This is a genomic window from Bradyrhizobium sp. SPXBL-04 (assembly GCF_051853035.1).
GTDB lineage: Bacteria > Pseudomonadota > Alphaproteobacteria > Rhizobiales > Xanthobacteraceae > Bradyrhizobium > Bradyrhizobium zhanjiangense.
The window spans coordinates 5,997,093-6,015,785 of record NZ_CP182472.1; the positions used below are offsets into that span (position 1 = coordinate 5,997,093).

General features: G+C 65.4%; 16 protein-coding genes and 1 pseudogene. 6 read left to right on the forward strand and 11 right to left on the reverse strand.

The window, feature by feature from the left end:
- Positions 1-292: 292 nt before the first annotated feature.
- Genes ACNJX8_RS28450 through ACNJX8_RS28460 form a run of 3 tightly spaced genes read right to left on the reverse strand, consistent with a single transcriptional unit; the run spans position 293 to position 2,444 of the window.
- Positions 293-670 carry a DUF6285 domain-containing protein gene (locus ACNJX8_RS28450; protein ID WP_249760513.1) on the reverse strand — a complete coding sequence of 126 codons (378 nt, stop codon included), beginning with the start codon at positions 668-670 and terminating at the stop codon, positions 293-295.
- A 2-nt stretch (positions 671-672) separates the two neighbouring features.
- Positions 673-1,659 carry a phosphotransferase family protein gene (locus ACNJX8_RS28455; RefSeq protein WP_439357519.1) on the reverse strand — a complete coding sequence of 329 codons (987 nt, stop codon included), beginning with the start codon at positions 1,657-1,659 and terminating at the stop codon, positions 673-675.
- Complete coding sequence (locus tag ACNJX8_RS28460; protein WP_439357520.1) at positions 1,656-2,444, reverse strand: enoyl-CoA hydratase/isomerase; 789 nt, start codon at positions 2,442-2,444, stop codon at positions 1,656-1,658. The genes ACNJX8_RS28455 and ACNJX8_RS28460 overlap by 4 nt, the downstream gene beginning before the upstream one ends.
- Positions 2,445-2,609: 165 nt before the next feature.
- On the opposite strand from ACNJX8_RS28460, the gene ACNJX8_RS28465 reads away from it, so the two are divergent.
- The 3 genes from ACNJX8_RS28465 to ACNJX8_RS28475 all read left to right on the forward strand — a co-directional run bounded on the left by ACNJX8_RS28465 (position 2,610) and on the right by ACNJX8_RS28475 (position 5,477).
- On the forward strand, positions 2,610-3,389 hold the full coding sequence (locus ACNJX8_RS28465) for an SDR family NAD(P)-dependent oxidoreductase (protein WP_439357521.1): 780 nt from the start codon (positions 2,610-2,612) through the stop codon (positions 3,387-3,389).
- Positions 3,390-3,520: 131 nt separating this feature from the next.
- Positions 3,521-3,901, forward strand: a complete 381-nt coding sequence (locus ACNJX8_RS28470; protein ID WP_128935056.1) for a VOC family protein — start codon at positions 3,521-3,523, stop codon at positions 3,899-3,901.
- Positions 3,902-4,199: 298 nt separating this feature from the next.
- Positions 4,200-5,477, forward strand: a complete 1,278-nt coding sequence (locus tag ACNJX8_RS28475) for an acyl-CoA dehydrogenase family protein (protein ID WP_176945975.1) — start codon at positions 4,200-4,202, stop codon at positions 5,475-5,477.
- Between the two features lie 187 nt (positions 5,478-5,664).
- Here the strand turns inward: ACNJX8_RS28475 and yghU are convergent, their stop codons facing one another.
- Positions 5,665-6,537, reverse strand: coding sequence for a glutathione-dependent disulfide-bond oxidoreductase (yghU, locus tag ACNJX8_RS28480; RefSeq protein ID WP_439357522.1), 873 nt, complete (start codon positions 6,535-6,537; stop codon positions 5,665-5,667).
- 269 nt (positions 6,538-6,806) lie between these two features.
- Between yghU and ACNJX8_RS28485 the strand changes: the two genes are divergently transcribed.
- The gene (locus tag ACNJX8_RS28485; protein ID WP_439357523.1) at positions 6,807-7,940 is read left to right on the forward strand and encodes a nitronate monooxygenase; all 1,134 of its coding nucleotides are present in this window, start codon (positions 6,807-6,809) and stop codon (positions 7,938-7,940) included.
- A 186-nt stretch (positions 7,941-8,126) separates the two neighbouring features.
- A complete protein-coding gene (locus ACNJX8_RS28490; RefSeq protein WP_439357524.1) occupies positions 8,127-9,641 on the forward strand; it encodes an acetyl-CoA acetyltransferase in 1,515 nt (504 codons plus the stop codon).
- Between the two features lie 106 nt (positions 9,642-9,747).
- On the opposite strand, the gene ACNJX8_RS28495 is transcribed toward ACNJX8_RS28490, so the two are convergent.
- The 7 genes and pseudogenes from ACNJX8_RS28495 to ltnD form a co-directional block, all read right to left on the reverse strand.
- Positions 9,748-10,944 (reverse strand): efflux RND transporter periplasmic adaptor subunit, encoded by a 1,197-nt coding sequence (locus tag ACNJX8_RS28495; RefSeq protein ID WP_439357525.1) that lies wholly within the window; start codon positions 10,942-10,944, stop codon positions 9,748-9,750.
- Positions 10,931-14,110 carry an efflux RND transporter permease subunit gene (locus ACNJX8_RS28500; protein ID WP_439357526.1) on the reverse strand — a complete coding sequence of 1,060 codons (3,180 nt, stop codon included), beginning with the start codon at positions 14,108-14,110 and terminating at the stop codon, positions 10,931-10,933. Before ACNJX8_RS28500 ends, ACNJX8_RS28495 begins: the two co-directional genes overlap by 14 nt.
- Positions 14,111-14,278: 168 nt before the next feature.
- Positions 14,279-14,587: pseudogene (locus ACNJX8_RS28505) on the reverse strand (methyl-accepting chemotaxis protein); the annotation flags it as partial.
- 72 nt (positions 14,588-14,659) lie between these two features.
- Entirely contained in the window at positions 14,660-14,815 is a 156-nt protein-coding gene (locus tag ACNJX8_RS28510) for a hypothetical protein (protein ID WP_439357527.1), read from the reverse strand.
- 37 nt (positions 14,816-14,852) lie between these two features.
- The gene (gene otnK / locus ACNJX8_RS28515) at positions 14,853-16,130 is read right to left on the reverse strand and encodes a 3-oxo-tetronate kinase (protein WP_439357528.1); all 1,278 of its coding nucleotides are present in this window, start codon (positions 16,128-16,130) and stop codon (positions 14,853-14,855) included.
- On the reverse strand, positions 16,127-16,909 hold the full coding sequence (otnI, locus tag ACNJX8_RS28520) for a 2-oxo-tetronate isomerase (protein WP_128935064.1): 783 nt from the start codon (positions 16,907-16,909) through the stop codon (positions 16,127-16,129). The genes otnK and otnI overlap by 4 nt, the downstream gene beginning before the upstream one ends.
- Positions 16,910-16,925: 16 nt before the next feature.
- Positions 16,926-17,843, reverse strand: a complete 918-nt coding sequence (ltnD, locus tag ACNJX8_RS28525) for an L-threonate dehydrogenase (RefSeq protein ID WP_439357529.1) — start codon at positions 17,841-17,843, stop codon at positions 16,926-16,928.
- A gap of 105 nt (positions 17,844-17,948) precedes the next feature.
- On the opposite strand from ltnD, the gene otnC reads away from it, so the two are divergent.
- Positions 17,949-18,623 (forward strand): 3-oxo-tetronate 4-phosphate decarboxylase, encoded by a 675-nt coding sequence (gene otnC, locus ACNJX8_RS28530; RefSeq protein WP_164934652.1) that lies wholly within the window; start codon positions 17,949-17,951, stop codon positions 18,621-18,623.
- Positions 18,624-18,693: the final 70 nt, after the last annotated feature.

Consider the following 18,693-nt stretch of genomic DNA (forward strand, 5'->3'; position numbering starts at 1 on the left):
CCGGCTTGACCGGGGCATCCAGTACGCCGCGGCTTCTCCGTATGTCACTGCCGTCTCTCGAATACTGGATCGCCCGCCTGCGCGGGCGATGACAGCTGAGAGCTTGGATGACGAGTACCACAAACTCGTCATTGCGAGCCAGCGCCGCGGGAAGCGCCGCCCGATGAGAGGCTCCGCGAAGCAATCCAGAATCTTTCCGCGGAAGCAGTCTGGATTGCTTCGTCGCATCAGCGCAAAATTGCTCCGCAATTTTGTCGCGAGCTCCTCGCAATGACGGAGCAGGTGGCTACGCCTACCCGCCTCGCGGCAGCTCTCGCTTGTAGGACGCGTAATTCGGCTGATCCACTGCGAGCTTGTCCATCGTGGTCGCCCAGAGGTGCTCGGCAAGGCCCGGCGTTGCGAGATCGACCTCGCCTTTGGCGATGCGATCGGCGAGCGCTTGATTGAGCTCGGCGACGGAGCCGTCCACGCCCAGCAGCGCGCGCAGCCGCTCCACCTCCCTTGCATCGCTCTCCTCCTCCCGTGTCAGCTGCCGCGTGACGAGGTCGAGGATGTTGATGGCGACGCGCAGCTTGAAGGCCTGGTGGCCGGAGATCAGCGGCGTGATGTCGTTGCGCAAGAAATCTGCGACTGACTTGGTCAGCTCGATCGGTGTGGGTTCGTCCTGCATGGTCAACTCCCGCGCGGCGCGAGCAGCCGCAACAGATCGATCTCGGTCTCGGAGGCACGGCGGCCGATCATGGCGCGCTCCATGGAATGGTCGGGCCCCTCGCGGAACCGCTGCATCATGCCGCCGCACATGATGCCCCAGCGTAGCGTCCCCATCACTTCCCAGAATTTCACGCGCGCCGGATCGACCTTGCGGCCGGCGGCCTCATAACCTGCGAACAGTTCCTCACGCGAGCCAAAGCCGCCGACCGGCTTGTCGATCTCGCCGAAGCGCCAGGAGTTGACGCAGACCCAGCCGAGATCCTCCATGGGATCGCCGAGATGGGCGAGTTCCCAATCGAGGACCGCACGGACACCGTCGGCGCCGATGATGAGATTGCCGTTGCGGAAATCGCCATGCACCAGCGTCTCCACGGCCGATGGGCCGGGATCGTGATCGCGCAGCCAGCGCAGCGCCAGCTCGAACACGGGCTTTGGCCAGTTCAGGCTGCGATAGTCGCGCTCGAACTCGCCGATTTCCTTTGTTGCGGTCATGCGACGCAGCTCGGGCAGCTTGTCCAGCGGCAGCTTGTGCAGGCCGGCGAGCACGCCGCCGATCTGCCGCGCGAGATGCGGCCGTGCAGCTGCGAACTCGTCATCGCGAAGGATCTTGCGGGCGATGGTCTCGCCCTCGACCCGCTGCATGATGAAGCCGGTGCCGAGATCGTCCTCCGGCGTGAGCACATGCATCACCCGCGGCGACGGCACGCCGGCCTCATAGGCGAGCTGCATCAGCTGCGCTTCAGCGCCAAGGCCTGCCGCACGCGTTGGCGCCGCGCCATACCCCTTCGGTGAACGGCGCAGGATCGCGCCGATCGGCCCATCGGGATGCACGATGTCGAAGCGCCAGGTTTCCTGGCTGGCGCCGCCCGAGAGCTTTGCCGCGCCGGTGACGCCGGTCGCGCCCGGGCACCAGCGCTGGACGCTGCGTGAAAGCTCCGCCTCGATCATTTGCCTTTGAACTGCGCGGGCCGCTTCTCCAGGAACGCGCCGACGCCCTCGCGAAAATCCTGGGTGTCGCCGGCGCGGAGCTGGCACTGGAATTCGAGATTGAGCTGATCCTCGAACGAGTTTTCAGGGCTGTCCCAATAGAGCTTGCGGATCAGCGACAGCGCGACCGTCGGGCCGTTGGCGAGTTCGCGCGCGAGCTTCATCGCTTCCTCCATCAGCACGCCGTCATCGTAGACGCGGTTGACGAGGCCCCATTCCAGCGCCTTCTCGGCCGGCAGCCGCTCGCCCATCAGCGACAATTCGATCGAGCGCGCCCGGCCGACCAGGCGCGGCAGCAGCCAGGTCGAGCCGCAATCCGGCACGAGGCCGATGCGGCGGAAGGCTTGCAGAAAATAGGACGAGCGCGCGCACAGGATCATGTCACCGAGCAGCGCGAAGCTCATGCCGGCGCCGGCGGCCGGGCCGTTGACCGCAGTGATGATGGGGCAGTGCAGATTGCGGATGCGGCGCAGGAACGGGTGAAAGCCGGTCTCCAGCGTCAGGCCGGCCTTGGTCTTCCTCGACTGGTTGTTGCGGCCCTGCAAATTCGCGCCGGTGCAGAAGGCGCGGCCCACGCCGGTCAGCACGACGCAGCGCACCTCGTCCTTCTTCTCCTCGATCGTGTCGAGCGCCTCGGCAAGGCCGCCGAGCATGTCCATCGAGACCGCGTTCATCACCTCCTGATGGTCGAGCTTGAGGATCGCGACCGAACCATCGAAATCGAGCGTGACGTGCTTGAACTGCATTGTTTCCTCGTCAGTTGCGGCCGCGATGTTTCGCAGACCGGAATTTGCCTGTTCCGGGGCGCATATTTGATTTTTGTCGCGGCCTTGTCCATGGTGATCGGGACATAGCAAGCAATCTTGTGCGCAGCGGCTGACGCGCGCCATGCCAAATATGGGAAACGCGCCATGAACCTTTTCGACCTCACCGGCCGCGTCGCCGTGATCACCGGCGGCAATGGCGGCATCGGGCTCGGCATCGCGCAGGCGCTCGCCGGCCAGGGCTGCAACGTCTCGATCTGGGGCCGCAATCCTGACAAGAACAGAAGCGCTGCCGCGAGCCTGGCCGGCCTTGCCGGCAAGGTTGACACCCGCATCTGCGACGTCACCGATCGGGCCTCGGTCAATGCCGCGATGAAGGCGACGCTCGACACGTTCGGCCGGGTCGACGGCTGCTTTGCCAATGCAGGCATCGGCGGCGGCGGAAGGCGCTCCTTCATCGAGCGCACCGAGGAGGAATGGCGCACGATGTTTTCGACCAATCTCGACGGCGTGTTTCATGCGTTCCAGGCCGCGGCAAAGCACATGACCGAGCGCGCCAATGCCGGCGATCCCTTCGGCCGGCTGGTTGCCACCTCGAGCCTCGCCTCGATCTTCGGCACCGCGCGCAATGAGCACTATGCGGCGACCAAGGCCGCCATCAACGCGCTGGTGCGCGCGCTCGGCGTTGAGCTGGCGCGTTACGGCGTCACCGCGAACGCGATCCTGCCAGGCTGGATCAAGAGCGACATGACCGCCGGCATCATGGCGAACGACAAATTCGTCGCCAATGTGATGCCGCGCATTCCGGTGCGGCGCTTCGGCGAAGCATCCGATTTCGGCGGCATTGCCGTGTATCTGATGAGCAAGGCGTCGTCGTATCACACCGCCGATACGTTCGTGATCGACGGCGGCTATACGGCGTTCTGATTTTTTGTAGGGTGGGCAAAGGCGCTCTTGCGCCGTGCCCACCATAGGCATCTTCCAATGTCGTGGTGGGCACGCTGCGCTTTGCCCACCCTACGGCTTCTCGTTTTGTCAGCGCAGAAGGGAATGGGCAAATGTTCTCGCACGTCATGATCGGCACCAACGACTTGGACAAGGCCAAGGCGTTCTACGACAAGCTGCTCGGCACGCTCGAGGTACGGCCGGCCAGGGTCGACGGCCACCGCATCTTCTACATCACCAAGACCGGCGTGTTCTCGGTGTCGAAGCCGATCAACGGCGAACCGGCAACCTGCGCGAATGGCGGCACGATCGGCTTTGCCTGCAATTCGCCGGAGCAGGTCGAGGCTTGGCACGCGGCCGGAGTCGCCGCCGGTGCAAAATCGATCGAGGATCCGCCTGGCATCCGCCAGGGCCCCGGCGGCAAGCTCTACCTCGCCTATTTGCGTGATCTCGACGGCAACAAGATCTGCGCGATGCATCGGCTGCCGGCGTGAGCTAGCTACATCCACCGCTGTCATTCCCCGCGAAAGCGGGGAATCCAGTACGCCGCGGCTTCTCGATTCAATCACTGCGGTCTCTGGAATACTGGATCGCCCGGTCTTCGCCGGACGATGACAGCGGAGAGTGAGGCGCGCGCCTGCCGCCTCTCGCCCAGCACCATTCAAACAACATTTCAAACGCCCTCGCGAAATTCCATCGCATGGCATGGCGCGCGTGAGAAATGCGCGCTCGCACTTTGGCAGCGCTGCGACTATTCTCCGGCTCAGCAGTCTCAACGATCCGGGAGGAACAATGACAAAACACACCTACATTCCCCGCACCACCAACTACACTCTCAATCCCGGCGACGAGCTCAATGACCTCAGGATGTCGGACCAGGTCCGGCCGCTCTATGATCACGTCAAGAAGTTCATCCGCGACACCGTCGAGCCGATGTCGATCGAGTTTGCCAAGGCCGGCGAGAGCAAGGAGGATCGCTGGAGCTTTACGCCGAAGCAGCTCGAGGTGCTGGAGAAGGCCAAGAACAAGGCCAAGCAGGAAGGCCTCTGGAACTTCTTCCTGCCCGACGACGAGACCGGCCAGGGCCTGAAGAATCTCGACTACGCCTATATCGCGGCCGAGCTCGGCAAGAGCCCGCTGGCTTCGGAGACCATGAACTGCTCGGCGCCCGACACCGGCAACATGGAGGTGCTGGAGCGCGTCGGCACCAAGGAGCAGAAGGAGAAGTGGCTGAAGCCTCTGCTCAACGGCGAGATCCGCTCGGCCTACGTCATGACCGAGCCGAACGTCGCCTCCTCCGACGCCAAGAACATCTCGACGACGGCCAAGCTCGTCGGCGACGAATGGGTCATCAATGGCGAGAAGTACTACATCTCAGGTCTCGGCGATCCCCGCTGCAAGATCCTCATCGTGATGGTGAAGACCAATCCGGATGCGGCGCCGAGCAAGCAGCAGTCGCAGATCCTGGTGCCGCGCGACACGCCCGGCGTCGAGGTGCTCGGCCCCATGTACGTGTTTGGCCAGGACCACGCCCCGCGCGGCCACATGCATATGCGCTTCAACAACGTCCGCGTGCCCAAGGAGAACATGCTGCTCGGCGAAGGCCGCGGCTTCGAGATCTCGCAGCTCCGCCTCGGACCGGGGCGCATCCACCATTGCATGCGCACCATTGGCAAGGCCGAGAAGGCGCTCGACCTCATGGTGCAGCGTGGCCTCACCCGCGAGGCCTTCGGCAAGAAGATCGCCCATCTCGGCGGCAACATGCAGATCATCGCGCAGGCGCGCTGCGAGATCGAGGCGATGCGGCTGATGGTGCTGAAGGCGGCGAAGGCGATGGATGTGCTCGGCAACAAGGAGGCCCGCGTCTGGGTCTCCATGGTCAAGGCCATGGTGCCGGAGCGCGCCTGCAAGATCATCGACCAGGCGATCCAGATGCACGGCGCCACCGGCATCTCGCACTGGACCCCGCTGGCCGAGATGTACCAGGACGTCCGTCACCTGCGCTTCGCCGACGGTCCGGACGAGGTGCACTGGATGGTGGTGGGGCGCCACGAGCTGAGCATGGCGTGAGGCGCCGCTCTATCTTTCCCCTCTCCCCGCTTGCGGGGAGCGGGTCAGGGCGAGGGGGACTCTCCACAAGGACGGTGACAGATGGACTCGCGGAGACTCCCCCTCACCCGCCGCGCTCAGGACGATGCCTCGCATCGCCCAGAGCGCGTCGGCCTCTCCCCGCAGGCGGGGAGAGGCGAGAACCGCCTTACGTCACCGGCACGAGCTTGTCCTGCGTCTTGGTCTCGAAGTCGCTCGCATCGTGGCGTTCGTGGAGCTGGCTGGCGGGATCGCCGGAGACGCGGTTGACCATGCGGCCGCGCTTCACGGCCGGGCGCTTGGCGATCCGGTCGGTCCAGCGCTGCACGTTCTTGTAGTCCTGCACCGAGAGGAATTCGCCGGCACCATAAACCAGCCCCTTGGCGAGCGCACCGTACCAGGGCCACACCGCCATGTCGGCGATGGTGTACTCGCTGCCCGCGAGATACTCGTTGTCGGCGAGCCGCCGATCGAGCACGTCGAGCTGGCGCTTGGTCTCCATCGCGAAGCGATCGATGGCGTATTCGATCTTGGTCGGCGCGTAGGCGTAGAAATGGCCGAAACCGCCGCCGAGATAGGGCGCGCTGCCCATCTGCCAGAACAGCCACGACATCGCCTCGGTGCGGGTCTTGACGTCCTTCGGCAGGAAGGCGTCGAACTTCTCGGCGAGGTAGAACAGGATCGAGCCGGACTCGAACACGCGGATCGGCTCGGGCCCGGAGCGGTCCATCAGCGCCGGGATCTTGGAGTTCGGATTGATGTCGACGAAGCCGCTGCCGAACTGGTCGCCGTTGCCGATCCTGATCAGCCAGGCGTCGTATTCGGCGCCCTTATGGCCGAGCGCCAGAAGCTCCTCCAGCATCACCGTGACCTTCACCCCGTTCGGCGTCGCCAGCGAGTAAAGCTGGAGCGGGTGGCGGCCGACCGGCAGCTCCTTGTCGTGGGTGGGCCCGGCGATCGGGCGGTTGATGTTGGCGAACTGCCCGCCATTTTCCTTGTCCCAGGTCCAGACTTTGGGCGGTACGTAGGGGGTATCGGTCATGAAAATGCTCCGGCGCGGAAGGGCGCGTGCAACGTTAGCTAGCGAGACCGGTAAAATTGACAAGGGCGCCGACATGCATTGCCGGGCGGGGTCGCTCTCCATTTCGTCATGGCACTCGTCCCTGCAACCCGTCCTGCACATGGCGCCTGCACGCAAGATGCGCCTCAGAATCCGGCGTGGCATCGCCGGTGGTGATGGGCTAGCGTCGGGATGCCTTCGCCCGAGGAAAGCAACAAGAGCAAGCGAAGGCCCGCCGCCGGGAGAGAGCCATGAAATCGCCGATCTGCGACATGCTGGGCATCGAGTTCCCGCTGCTCGCCTTCAGCCATTGCCGCGATGTCGTTGCCGCCGTCAGCCGCGCCGGCGGCTTCGGCGTGCTGGGCGCCACCGTGCACACGCCCGATACGCTCGAACGCGAACTGAAGTGGATCGACGATCACGTCGACGGCAAGCCCTACGGCATCGACGTGCTGATCCCCGAAAACATCTCCACCGCGGGCGAAAAGGACGTCACCTGGAAGAGCCTGGAGGCGCGCGTGCCGCAAGAGCACCGCGACTACACACGCGATCTTCTGAAGAAATACGATATCGAGCTGACCGCCACTGAAGTGGCAGACAATCAGCCGCAACCGTTCGACGGGAAGACCGCACTTCAATTGCTCGAGGTCTCCTTCAATCATCCAATCCGCTTAATCGCAAATGCGCTGGGCGTGCCGCCGAAGGCGATGATCGAGATGGGCAAAAAGCATGGCGTGCCCGTTGCCGCACTTGTCGGCGCCAAGGAGCACGCACTGCGCCAGGTCGCGGCCGGCGTCGACATCCTCGTCGTGCAGGGCACCGAGGCCGGTGGCCATTGCGGCGAGGTCTCGACCATGGTGCTGGTGCCGGAGGTGATCAAGGCGATTAAGCCGATCCGCGACGTGCCGGTGCTGGCGGCCGGTGGCATCATGACCGGACGGCAGATGGCGGCCTGCATGGCGATGGGCGCGGCCGGCGCCTGGACCGGCTCGGTGTGGCTCGCCACCGTCGAGGCCGAGACCACGGAGATTTTTCGCGAGAAGATGATTGCGGCGTCCTCGCGCGACGCGGTGCGCTCGAAGGGCCGGACCGGCAAGCCGGCGCGACAGCTCCGCTCGGTCTGGACCGATGCCTGGGACCGCGCGCCGGACAGCCCGGGCGCGCTGCCGATGCCGCTCCAGAGCATCATCAGCCGCGACGCTTTCAACTCCATCGACCGCGCGGCGGCGAGCGGCAACGCCAAGGCGCGCGATCTCGTCAGCTATTTCGTCGGCCAGGGCGTCGGGCTGATCGACAGCGTGAAATCGGCCGGCGCCGTGGTGCAGGAGTTCAAGGAAGAGTTCGCCGAAGCCGTCGAGCACATGAATGCGCTGGTGGCGGAGTAATGGTGTGTGGCCGCACTAGCGCCCGTGGCCCATCCTTCGAGGCTCGCCCGACCGCGCGTTGCGCCGTCAGCCTCGCACCTCAGGATGACGCTTCCCCCGTAGCCGTCACCCTGAGGTGGCCGCTTCTTCAGCGGCCCTCGAAGGGCGACGGCGTGCCCAAGATCTGAAACGTGAAGCAAGAAGAAAATGAACAACTCCTCTATCCCCGCAGACCGCATCCCCGTTATCGTCGGCATCGGCGAGATCGTCGACCGCCCCAAGGAGATCACTGATGGCCTCGAGCCGCTCGATCTCCTGGAGCAGGCACTGCGGCGCGCGGAAGCAGACGCCGGCGCAAAGCTGCTCGGCGAGGTGCAGTCGCTCGACGTCGTCAACTTCCTGAGCTGGCGCTATCGCGATCCGGAGAGGCTTTTGGCGCAACGGCTCGGCATCTCGCCGTCGCATTGCTACTACGGCCCGGTCGGCGGCGAGAGCCCGATCCGCTACATCCACGAAGCCGCAAAGCGCATCGCGCGGGGTGAATGCACCGTGGCAGCCATCTGTGGCGCCGAGGCGCAGTCGACCGTGACCAAGGCAGAGCGCGCCGGCGTCAAGCTGCCGTGGACGCCGTTCGCGCACGACGTCGAGGAGCCCAAGCGCGGCGCGGCGTTCCAGAAGCCGCTCGCTGTGAAGCTCGGCGTGTTTCGCCCCGTCACCGTCTATCCGTTCTATGAGGCGGCCTCCTCCGCGCATTGGGGCCAGACGCCACGCGAGGCGATGGCGGAATCCGGCACGCTGTGGTCGCGCTATTCGGAAGCTGCCGCGCAAAACCCAAATGCCTGGCTGAAGCGGCGCTATGCGCCTGAGGAGATCACGACACCGGCCGCGGACAACCGCCTGATCGCGTGGCCCTACAACAAGCTCATGGTCGCCAATCCCAGCGTCAACATGGGCGGCGCGCTGCTGCTCACGAGCCTCGCCAAGGCGCGGGCCGCTGGGATCGCCGAGGACAGACTGGTCTATCCGCTCGGCGGCGCCTCGGCGGAGGAGCCGCGCGACTATCTCCTACGCGACCAGTTCTACGAGAGCCACCCGCAGAACGCGGTGCTGAAGGCCGTGATGGACCTCGCCGGCGGCGACGGCAAACAGTTCGACGCCATCGAGCTCTACAGCTGCTTTCCGTGCGTGCCCAAGATGGCGCGGCGGACGCTGGGCCTGGGCGCCGACGTGCAGCCGACCGTGACCGGCGGCCTCACCTTCTTCGGCGCCCCGCTCAACACCTACATGACGCACGCGGCCTGCGCGATGGTCCGCCGCGTGCGCGACGGCGCCAGGCTCGGCCTGCTCTACGGCCAGGGCGGCTTCGTCACCAAGCATCATGCGCTGGTGGTGTCGAAGGCGCCGCCGCACGAGGCGCTGGTGCAGGAGACGAGCGTGCAGGCGGTGGCGGACCGCAACAAACGCACGGTGCCGGAGTTCGTCACGGAGGCAACTGGCAAAGGCAAGGTCGAGAGTTTTACCGCGCTCTACGGCCGCGGCGGCGACGTCGAGCACGGCGTGGTGATGCTGCGCACGGAGGATGACCGGCGCACGCTGGCGCGGATTCCGGCGAGCGACAGCGCGACGCTAGCGCATCTGCTCAACATGGATCGCACGCCGGTGGGCTCGCTCGGCGAGATCGCGATGGCTGCCGATGGCGTGCCGGAGTGGCGGGTGGCGTAGCTCTCGTAGGGTGGGCAAAGCGAAGCGTGCCCACCATCTTGCCACGATGGCGGACGTAATGGTGGGCACGGCGCAAGAGCGCCTTTGCCCACCCTACGATACTGCCTCAGCTCCTTGGCGCCTGCTTCTCCGAAGCTGTCGCCGGCTTGGCCTTGGCGCCAACCACGCGCACCGCATCCCCATCCGACAAGCCGTCCGGCGGTGCCGTGACGACGCGATCATCCGCTGCGATCCCTGAAGCCAGCTCGATCTCGCGGCCGAGGTCGCGGGCGATGGTCACGGTCTTGAACAGCACCTTGTCGTCGGGACCGACGGTCGCAACGCGCAGGCCGCTGCCGTTGAAGATCAGCGCGCTGGCGGGGATGCTGAGCGGCGCGGCATCGCGCTGGAGGTTCAGCTTCACGCTGGCATAGCCGCCGGGCATCAGCTCGCCTGAGGAATTGTCGAGCCCGAGCTGCATGCGCGTGGTGCCGGAGGCGACGTCGACGGCCTGGGAGGAGGCTTCCACTGTCGCCAGGAACGTCCGGTTCGGATATTCCGGCAGCGTGATGGTGGCCTTGGCGCCGATCTTGATCGCCGGAACATAATTCTGGGGCACGTTGACGTAGACGCGCAGCTTGGTGATGTCGGAGACCACGAACATCGCCGGGCCCGCCCCGCCGCCGGCATTGATCAGCGCGCCGACGTCGGTGTCGCGCGCGGTGACGACGCCGTCGAACGGCGCGGTGATCTTCTTGTAGCCGGCCAGCGCTTCCAGGCGCTCCACATTGGCCTGGCCCGAATGCACGGCGGCGTTCTTGTTGGAGAGATCGGCGGTGCGCTCGTCGATCTCCTGCGCGGAGACGAAGTTCGAGGCGACCAGCGTCTTGCGCCGGTTCAGCGTTGCCTCGGACAGCCTGGCGCTGGCCTGCTGGCTGGCGAGGTCGGCGCGGGCCTGCAAGAGCTGCTGATCGAGGTCTGGCGCCTCGATCTCGGCAATCACCTGCCCTGCCTTGACGCGGGCGCCGATGTCGGCGTTCCAGCTCTTCAGGTAGCCCGACACGCGCGCGAAGATCGGGGCGCGGTAATAGGCTTCCAGCCGGCCCGGCAGATCGATGGTGGCGTTGAGGACCTTGGCGTTGGGCTGGGTCACAGCAACGCTGGGAACGGCCTGATCATCGGTCCATTCCTTTAGCTTGGAGCCCTGCTCCTCGCGGGCACGGATGCCGGTGCCCACGACGAGGCCAGCCGCGATCAGCGCCACCACGCCGAAGATGCCCAGTTTCCGGCGCGACACCGGGGAGCGGGGTTCAGTGGGCGACATGCGGGGTCTCCAATGAGGCGGCGGCTTTGGCGCCTTGTTTCTTGTGTACCATGCTGAACACGACAGGAACAAACATCAGCGTGGCGAAGGTTGCAAAGATCAGGCCGCCGATCACGGCGCGGCCGAGCGGCGCATTCTGCTCGCCGCCCTCGCCGAGCCCCATGGCCATCGGCGCCATGCCGATGATCATGGCGAGCGCGGTCATCAAGACGGGCCGGAACCGGACGAAACCGGCTTCGAGCGCAGCGGCGACGGGATCGCCGAGCTCCGCGTAGCGTTCGCGCGCGAAGGAGATCACGAGCACGCTGTTGGCGGTGGCAACGCCCATGCACATGATGGCGCCGGTGAGCGCCGGCACCGACAGCGTCGTCTCCGTCATGAACAGCATCCAGACGATGCCGGCGAGCGCCGCCGGCAGCGCCGTGATGATCACGAAGGGATCGGACCAGGACTGGAAGTTCACGACGATCAGGAAATAGATCAGCACGACGGCGCCAAGCAGGCCGAACAGGAGACCAGTAAAGGCGCTGTTCATGGTCTGCACCTGACCGAGCAGCACCACGGAGGACCCCTTCGGCACCTCCTTGGCGGTGTCGGCGATCAGCTGACGGATATCGGCGGCGACCGCGCCGAGATCGCGGCCCGACGTGGTCGCGAAGATCTGCACCATCGACTGGATGTCGTATTGCGAGACCACGGCGCTCGAGGTCGAGCGCTTGATGTCGGCGATGCCGCCGAGGATCGGCGACTGCGCATTGCCGGCGGCGGTGATCGGCAGCGTCTGCAGCGCGCTGAGCGAGTCGATCTGGTATTGCGGCGTCTGCATCACGATCGAGTAGGACACGCCGTTGTCGGGGTTGAGGTAGTAGGTCGGCGCCACCTGCGAGGAGCCGGCGAGATTGACCACGAGGCTGTTGGTGACGTCGCGCTCGGTCAGGCCGACATATTGCGCGCGGGTGCGATCGACATCGATGTTGAAGGTCGGATTGTTCGGCGACTGCTGGATGCGCGCATCGGCAACACCGGGAATCCTGCGGACCTTTGCCAGCAGATTATTCGCGTAAGCGAAGTTGGCGCTGAGATTGGCGCCGCGGATCTGCAGGTCGATCGGTGCCGGCGCGCCGAAATTCAGGATTTGGCTGACGATATCGGCGGGCAGGAACGCGAAGCTGACGCCGGGGAACAATCGCGGCAGCTGCTCACGCAGCACGCGCACATGTTCTTCGGTCGGCTTGTGGCCTTCTTTCAGCTTGATCTGGATATCGCCGTCCTGCGGGCCGATGACGCCGGTGTTGTTGTAGGTCATGTTGATGCCAGAGATCGGCATGCCGATATTGTCGGTCATGGTCTCGATCTCGCCCGGGATCAGCTTGCGGACGGCCTTCTGCACGTCGGCAAGCTGGTTGGCGGTCTCCTCGACCCGGGTGCCGACCTGGGTGCGGACGTGCATCAAAATGTTGCCGGCGTCGACCGCAGGAAAGAAGTTGCGTCCGAGGAACGGCACCAGCGCGAAGGACGCGCCGACGACGCAGAGGAAGCCGATCACGAACACCGCACGGTGCGCCAGCGCGAACCCGAGCAAACCACGATAGCCGCCGCGAATGCGCTCGAACCGGGCCTCGAAGCCGTGCTGGAACCAAACGAAGGGATTGCGCGACTTCGGCGGCCCGCCGTCGTGATGGATATGCGCCTGCAGCAGGTAGTTCGCCATGGTCGGCACCAGCGTGCGCGACAGGATGAACGACCAAATCATCGCGAACATCACGGCTTCCGCCATCGGCACGAACAGGAAGCGCGCGACGCCGGTCAGGAAGAACATCGGCACGAACACGATGCAGATGCAGAGCAGCGACACGAAGGCCGGCGTCACGATCTGGTTGGCGCCGTCGAGGATCGACTGCTCGACCGGCTTGCCCTGCTCCAGATGGTAATTGATGTTCTCGATCGTCACGGTGGCGTCGTCGACGAGGATGCCGACCGCAAGCGCGAGGCCGCCGAGCGTCATGATGTTGAGCGTCTCGCCAATCGCCGACAGCATGATGATGGCGCCCAGCACCGACAGCGGGATCGAGACCGCGATGATGATGGTCGAGCGCCAGCTGCCGAGGAACAAGAGGATCATGACACTGGTGAGCAGCGCCGCGATCACGCCTTCGAAGGCGACGCCCTGGATCGCGCCGCGGACGAACACCGACTGGTCGCCGATGAAGCCGATCTTCAGCGCGTCGGGTAGCTGATCCTTGACGTCGATCACCTTCTGCTTGATGCCGGCGATGATGTCGAGCGTCGAAGTCGCGCCCGCCTTCAGCACCATCATCAGCACCGAGCGGTTGCCGTCGACATGGACGATGTTGGTCTGCGGCGGGTTGCCGTCGCGCACGCTTGCGACGTCGCGCACATAGACCATGGCGCCGTTGACGGTCCTGATCGGCAGATTGCCGAGTTCGTCGATCCGGAGCGGCGAGTTGTTGAGCTGGATGTTGTATTCGAACTGGCCGATCTTCTGGGTGCCGACCGGCGTGATCAGGTTCTGGGCGGCCAGCGCATTGGCGACGTCCTGGCCCGAGAGGCCGCGGGCCTGCAGCGCGGTCGGATCGAGATCGATCTGGACCTGGCGCTGCTTGCCGCCGAACGGGTACGGGATCGCCGCGCCGGGCACGGTGACCAGCGGCGTGCGAAGCTGATTGATGCCGATATCGGCGAGGTTCTGCTCGGTAAGCCCCTCGCCCGACAGCGCCACCTGAATGATCGGCACGGTGGAGGCGGAGTAGTTCAGGATCAAGGGCGGCGTCGCGCCCGGCGGCATCTGCTTGAGCAGCGTCTGCGAGATCGCGGTAACCTGCGCGTTCGCGGTGCGGATATCGACGTTGGGCTGGAAGAAGATCTTGATGATGCCAAAGCCGTTATAGGAATTGGCAGTGATGTGCTCGATGTCGTTGACCGTCGTCGTCAGCGCGCGCTGGAACGGCGTCGTGATGCGGCCGGACATCTGGTCGGGCGGCAGGCCGGTGTACTGCCAGACCACGCCGATCACGGGAATGCGAATGTCCGGGAAGATGTCGGTCGGGGTCCGCAGTGCCGCGAGCGGTCCGATGATCAGCAGCAGCAGCGCGAGCACCACGAAAGTATAGGGCCGGCTCAGGGCAATACGGACCAGAGCAATCATGCGCCAGACAATTCCAGGTCAACGAGGATGTGGAATCCGCCCCCGGGCGATCCCCATTTCCCCCTTTACCCGAGCACCGCCGGAAACGCTAACCTCCGGCGGCCTTCGCGCATTCACTTCCCTGCTACCGCACTGCGAAATCTACATTGCAGCCATGCGGCACGTGCTTCACGCAGCGCGGACCGAGTCCAGGAACTTGCCGACCTCGAGCTTGAGGCGGTTGGAATCGCGCGACAGCATCTGTGCCGCTGACAGTACCTGAGACGAGGCCGAGCCGGTTTCGGAGGCGCCGCGCTGGACGTCGGTGATGTTGGAGGAGACCTGCTGGGTGCCTTGAGCAGCCTGCTGGACGTTGCGGGCGATCTCCTGGGTCGCCGCGCCCTGCTCTTCGACGGCCGCCGCGATCGCCGATGCGATCTCGGACAAGCGCGCGATGGAGCCGCCGATTTCCCGGATCGCAGCGACGGACTCCTGGGTGCCCTTCTTGTATTCTTCCCACTTTTTGGACCACTCGCTCGCTGTATAGAGCTCGTTCTTCGGGCGAGGTGATCATACCTCGTAAGACTTGCGGAATTTTGTGTTCGCCTCGACCACTGTTGCCAGGGTTTTCTCGGCCGCAAGCTTTTCCTCCAGCGTCTCCGACAGCATGTGCTCGAGGATCACGTTGCGGTAGGTGATGACTCCGGCACGGAGGTCGCCGATCACGCGGACGCTGGAACGGGCGACTAAGAATGCTCTGCGCTCAGCGCATGAGCCCAAGCGCGTCGGAGAAAAACTCCGGACCGCCAAAATTACCGGATTTCAAAGCGAGCAACATCTCGCCTGCCTGCGCACCCACCGCACGCAGCACCGGGACGCCCGCGGCTATTTCCACGCCCACGAGAAACCCAGGAATCCTCAACCGGTCGACCACGGCGCCCGACGTCTCGCCGCCCGCAACGATCAGGCGCCGGACGCCGGCCTGCACCAAGTCCTCGGCGATGTCGGCCATCGCCTGCTCGATGGCATGCCCGGCCGCGTCGCGGCCGTGACGCGCCTGAACGGCGGCAACGGCTTCCGGTGTCGCGCTCGAGGCGATCAGAACAGGACCATCCGCCAGGCGCGGCCGCGCCCAGGCGAGCGCGCGCTGCGCTTCGCCAGTACCTGCAACGATCTGCTCGGGATCAAGATGTAACACCGGCATGACACGCTCGGCATTGGCGATCTGTTGAAGCGTCGCCTGCGAGCAGCTCCCGGCAAGGCAGGCCGCCGGGCCGCCAACCGCCGCACCAGCGTCGCTGCCCGCCGCGCTCGACCGCACCTTTCCGGTCGACACCAGCGCCCGCGCCAGGCCTAGGCCGATGCCGGAGGCGCCGACCGACAGCCGATGCTCGGCGGCAACGAGGCCGATGGTCTCGAGGTCGCGGTCGAACACAGCGTCGATGATCGCGGCATCGATACCCTTGCCCGCGAGTTCAACCAGCCGCGCCCGCACCGCATCTGCCCCGCGCGTGACGGTGGCGAGATCGACGAGGCCGATTTGCGTCTTGCTCTGGCGCGCCAAGACGCGCACCAGGTTGGAATCCCGCATCGGGTTGAGCGGATGGTCCTTCAGCGGGCTCTCGTTCAAGGGCACGGCGCCGACGAAGAGGTTGCCCTGATAGACGGTGCGGCCCGTCTCCGGAAAGGCCGGCGTCACCAGCACGGTCGCCTCGCCGCAATCGGCGCGGAGCGCGTCCATGACGGGGCCGATATTGCCGGCGTCGGTGGAATCGAAGGTCGAGCAGATCTTGAACAGCACGTGGCCGGCGCCGCGGCCGCGCAGCCATGTCTCCGCCGCGCGTGAGCGCGACACGGCAAGGCCCGCCTCGATCGAGCGGCTCTTCAGTGACACAACGACGGCATCGACCTCGGGCAACGCCAGATCATCGGCAGGCACGCCGATGGTCTGCACAGTGCGCAGGCCGGCGCGCGTCAGCGTGTTGGCGAGATCGGAGGCGCCGGTGTAGTCGTCGGCGATGCAGCCCAACGCAAGTGTCACGGCTTCACTCCAGCGTAAGGCTTGAACCAAGCGAGCCCATCCGTTGTCTTGCCGCGCGGATTGTATTCGCAGCCGACGAAGCCGGCATAGCCGAGCCGGTCGAGCTCTTCGAACAGGAACGGATAGTTCAGCTCCTCGCCGTCGGGCTCGTTGCGCGAGGGGATGCTGGCGATCTGGATGTGGCCGATGATCGGCATCATCTCGCGCAGCCGCATGGTGACGTCGCCATGGATGATCTGGCAGTGATAGATGTCGAACTGGAGCTTCAGGTTCGGAAGTCGCAACTCCTGGATCAGGTCGCGGGCGAAGCCGAAATCGTTGAGGAAATAGCCGGGCACGTTGCGTGCATTGATCGGCTCGAGCACGATATCGATGCCGTGGGGCGCGAAGAACTCCGCGGCCCACGCCACCGATTTGTAGAACGCCTCGATCGCGACGCGCTCGCCGCGGTTGGCGATACCAGCCATCAGGTGCAGGCGCTTGACGCCGGTCGCCTTGGCATACGGCAGCGCCGTCTCCAGGCTCGCCTTGAGATCGGAGAAGCGCGCTGGCAACGCCGCAAAACCTTTCTCGCCGGCATTCCAGTCGCCCGGCGGCAGATTGAACAGCGCCTGGGTCAGCCCGTTACGCTTGAGGCGCTCGCCGACCGCCTCGGCCGGATGCTCGTAGGGAAAGAGAAACTCGACGGCGGCGAAGCCGGCTTGCGCGGCAGCATCGAAGCGGTCGAGGAACGGCACCTCGGTGAACATCATCGAGAGGTTGGCGGCAAAACGGGGCATCGGAGTCCTCTCAGTTCTACTTGTCGCCGGGCAGCTTGACGCCGGTGACCTGCGCATACATCCGCGCCACCGACGCGTCGTCGTCGCGGCCCATGCCGGCGGCTGATGTCATCAGAAACATCTGAAGTGCGGCGGCAGAGACCGGCACCGGGAATCTGGCGCTGCGCGCCATGTCCTGGATGATGCCGAGGTCCTTCACGAAGATCTCGACCGCGCTACGCGGCGTGTAGTCGCCGTCGAGCACATGCGGCATCCGGTTCTCGAACATCCAGGAATTGCCGGCAGAGGCCGTGATCACCTCATAGACCTTGCGGATGTCGAGGCCCTGCTTGGCCGCGAACGCCATCGCTTCCGAGGCGGCAGCGATATGCACACCGGCGAGGAGCTGATTGATCATCTTGAAGGCAGCGCCCTGCCCCGCGGCATCACCGAGCTCATAGAGCTTTGCGGCCATGGCATCGAGCGCTGGACGCGCCTTGGCAAAAGCGGCGGAGCTGCCGGAAGCGAGGATGGTCAGGTCGCCTTGCGCGGCGCGCTGGGCTCCGCCGGAGATCGGCGCATCCAGATAATGCCGGCCGGTGGCCTCCAACTGCTTGGCAAGGCGCCGCGCGATATCCGGGTCCATGGTCGCCGAGGATATGAAGACGCTGCCCTTCGGCATGGTCTCTGCGGCGCCGTCCTTGCCGAACAGGATGGTTTCGGTCTGGGCGGCGTTGACCACGACGCTGACGACGATATCGGCGTCCTTGGCCGCCTCGGCCGGCGTCCTGGCGCCTGCGCCGCCGTCCTTCACGAAGCGCGCGACGGCATCCGCCGAAACGTCGCAGCCGGTCACGGCATGGCCGGCGCGCTTCAGCGAGGTCGCCATACCAAAACCCATCGAGCCGAGCCCGATCACGGCGGTACGCTGATTTTGTGGCGTGGAGGCGGACATGCAACTAACCCTTGCGAAACGTTTCCCGGACGGCCGCCCTTTGCGGCGGCTCGGCGCACCGATAACACGGCTTGGCCGCGCTGCCAAAGCGTGAGACAAGCAGGCATGACGGCCATGAACAACGAGACACGGCTGCGTGAGGATATCTGCCGCTTCGGGCGGTCGCTGTTCGAGCGCGGACTGACGCCGGGCTCCTCCGGCAATATCAGCGTCAAGCTGGACGATGACGGCTGGCTGGTGACACCAACCAACGCCTCGCTCGGCTTCCTCGATCCGGCGCGGCTGTCGCGGCTGGATAGAAGGGGACGGCTGGTTTCGGGGGATGCGCCGACCAAGGAAGTTCCGCTCCACACCGCGCTCTACGACACGCGCGGGAGCGCGCGCGCGATCGTGCACCTGCACTCGACCCATTCGGTCGCGCTCTCGATGCTGCCCGAGGTCGACCCGCGCGCCGCGCTGCCGCCGATGACGGCCTATTACCTGATGAAATGCGGCGCCACCGCGCTCGTGCCGTATTACCGCCCCGGCGATCCCGCGGTGGCGGACGCGATCAAGGGACTGGCGGGGAAATATTCATCCGTGCTGCTCGCCAACCACGGCCCTGTCGTCGCCGGCGACACGCTGGAAGCCGCGGTGTTCGCGACGGAAGAGCTGGAGGAAACGGCAAAGCTGTACCTGCTGCTGCGCGGGATGAACCCGCGCTACCTGTCGCCGGAGCAGGTGACGGATCTGGTGAAGGTGTTCGGGGTGACGTTGCCGGAGCATGGGGATGGGCATTAGCCCGGCTCTAACCCCGTCATTGCGAGCTTAGCGAAGCAATCCAGAATCCTTCGCGGGAGACTCTGGATTG

Coding starts and splice junctions, on each gene's coding strand:
- ACNJX8_RS28450 (WP_249760513.1), bottom strand. CDS start 670: ATGCAGGACGAACCCACACCGATCGAGCTGACCAAGTCAGTCGCAGAT.
- ACNJX8_RS28455 (WP_439357519.1), bottom strand. CDS start 1,659: ATGATCGAGGCGGAGCTTTCACGCAGCGTCCAGCGCTGGTGCCCGGGC.
- ACNJX8_RS28460 (WP_439357520.1), bottom strand. CDS start 2,444: ATGCAGTTCAAGCACGTCACGCTCGATTTCGATGGTTCGGTCGCGATC.
- ACNJX8_RS28465 (WP_439357521.1), top strand. CDS start 2,610: ATGAACCTTTTCGACCTCACCGGCCGCGTCGCCGTGATCACCGGCGGC.
- ACNJX8_RS28470 (WP_128935056.1), top strand. CDS start 3,521: ATGTTCTCGCACGTCATGATCGGCACCAACGACTTGGACAAGGCCAAG.
- ACNJX8_RS28475 (WP_176945975.1), top strand. CDS start 4,200: ATGACAAAACACACCTACATTCCCCGCACCACCAACTACACTCTCAAT.
- yghU (WP_439357522.1), bottom strand. CDS start 6,537: ATGACCGATACCCCCTACGTACCGCCCAAAGTCTGGACCTGGGACAAG.
- ACNJX8_RS28485 (WP_439357523.1), top strand. CDS start 6,807: ATGAAATCGCCGATCTGCGACATGCTGGGCATCGAGTTCCCGCTGCTC.
- ACNJX8_RS28490 (WP_439357524.1), top strand. CDS start 8,127: ATGAACAACTCCTCTATCCCCGCAGACCGCATCCCCGTTATCGTCGGC.
- ACNJX8_RS28495 (WP_439357525.1), bottom strand. CDS start 10,944: ATGTCGCCCACTGAACCCCGCTCCCCGGTGTCGCGCCGGAAACTGGGC.
- ACNJX8_RS28500 (WP_439357526.1), bottom strand. CDS start 14,110: ATGATTGCTCTGGTCCGTATTGCCCTGAGCCGGCCCTATACTTTCGTG.
- otnI (WP_128935064.1), bottom strand. CDS start 16,909: ATGCCCCGTTTTGCCGCCAACCTCTCGATGATGTTCACCGAGGTGCCG.
- ltnD (WP_439357529.1), bottom strand. CDS start 17,843: ATGTCCGCCTCCACGCCACAAAATCAGCGTACCGCCGTGATCGGGCTC.
- otnC (WP_164934652.1), top strand. CDS start 17,949: ATGACGGCCATGAACAACGAGACACGGCTGCGTGAGGATATCTGCCGC.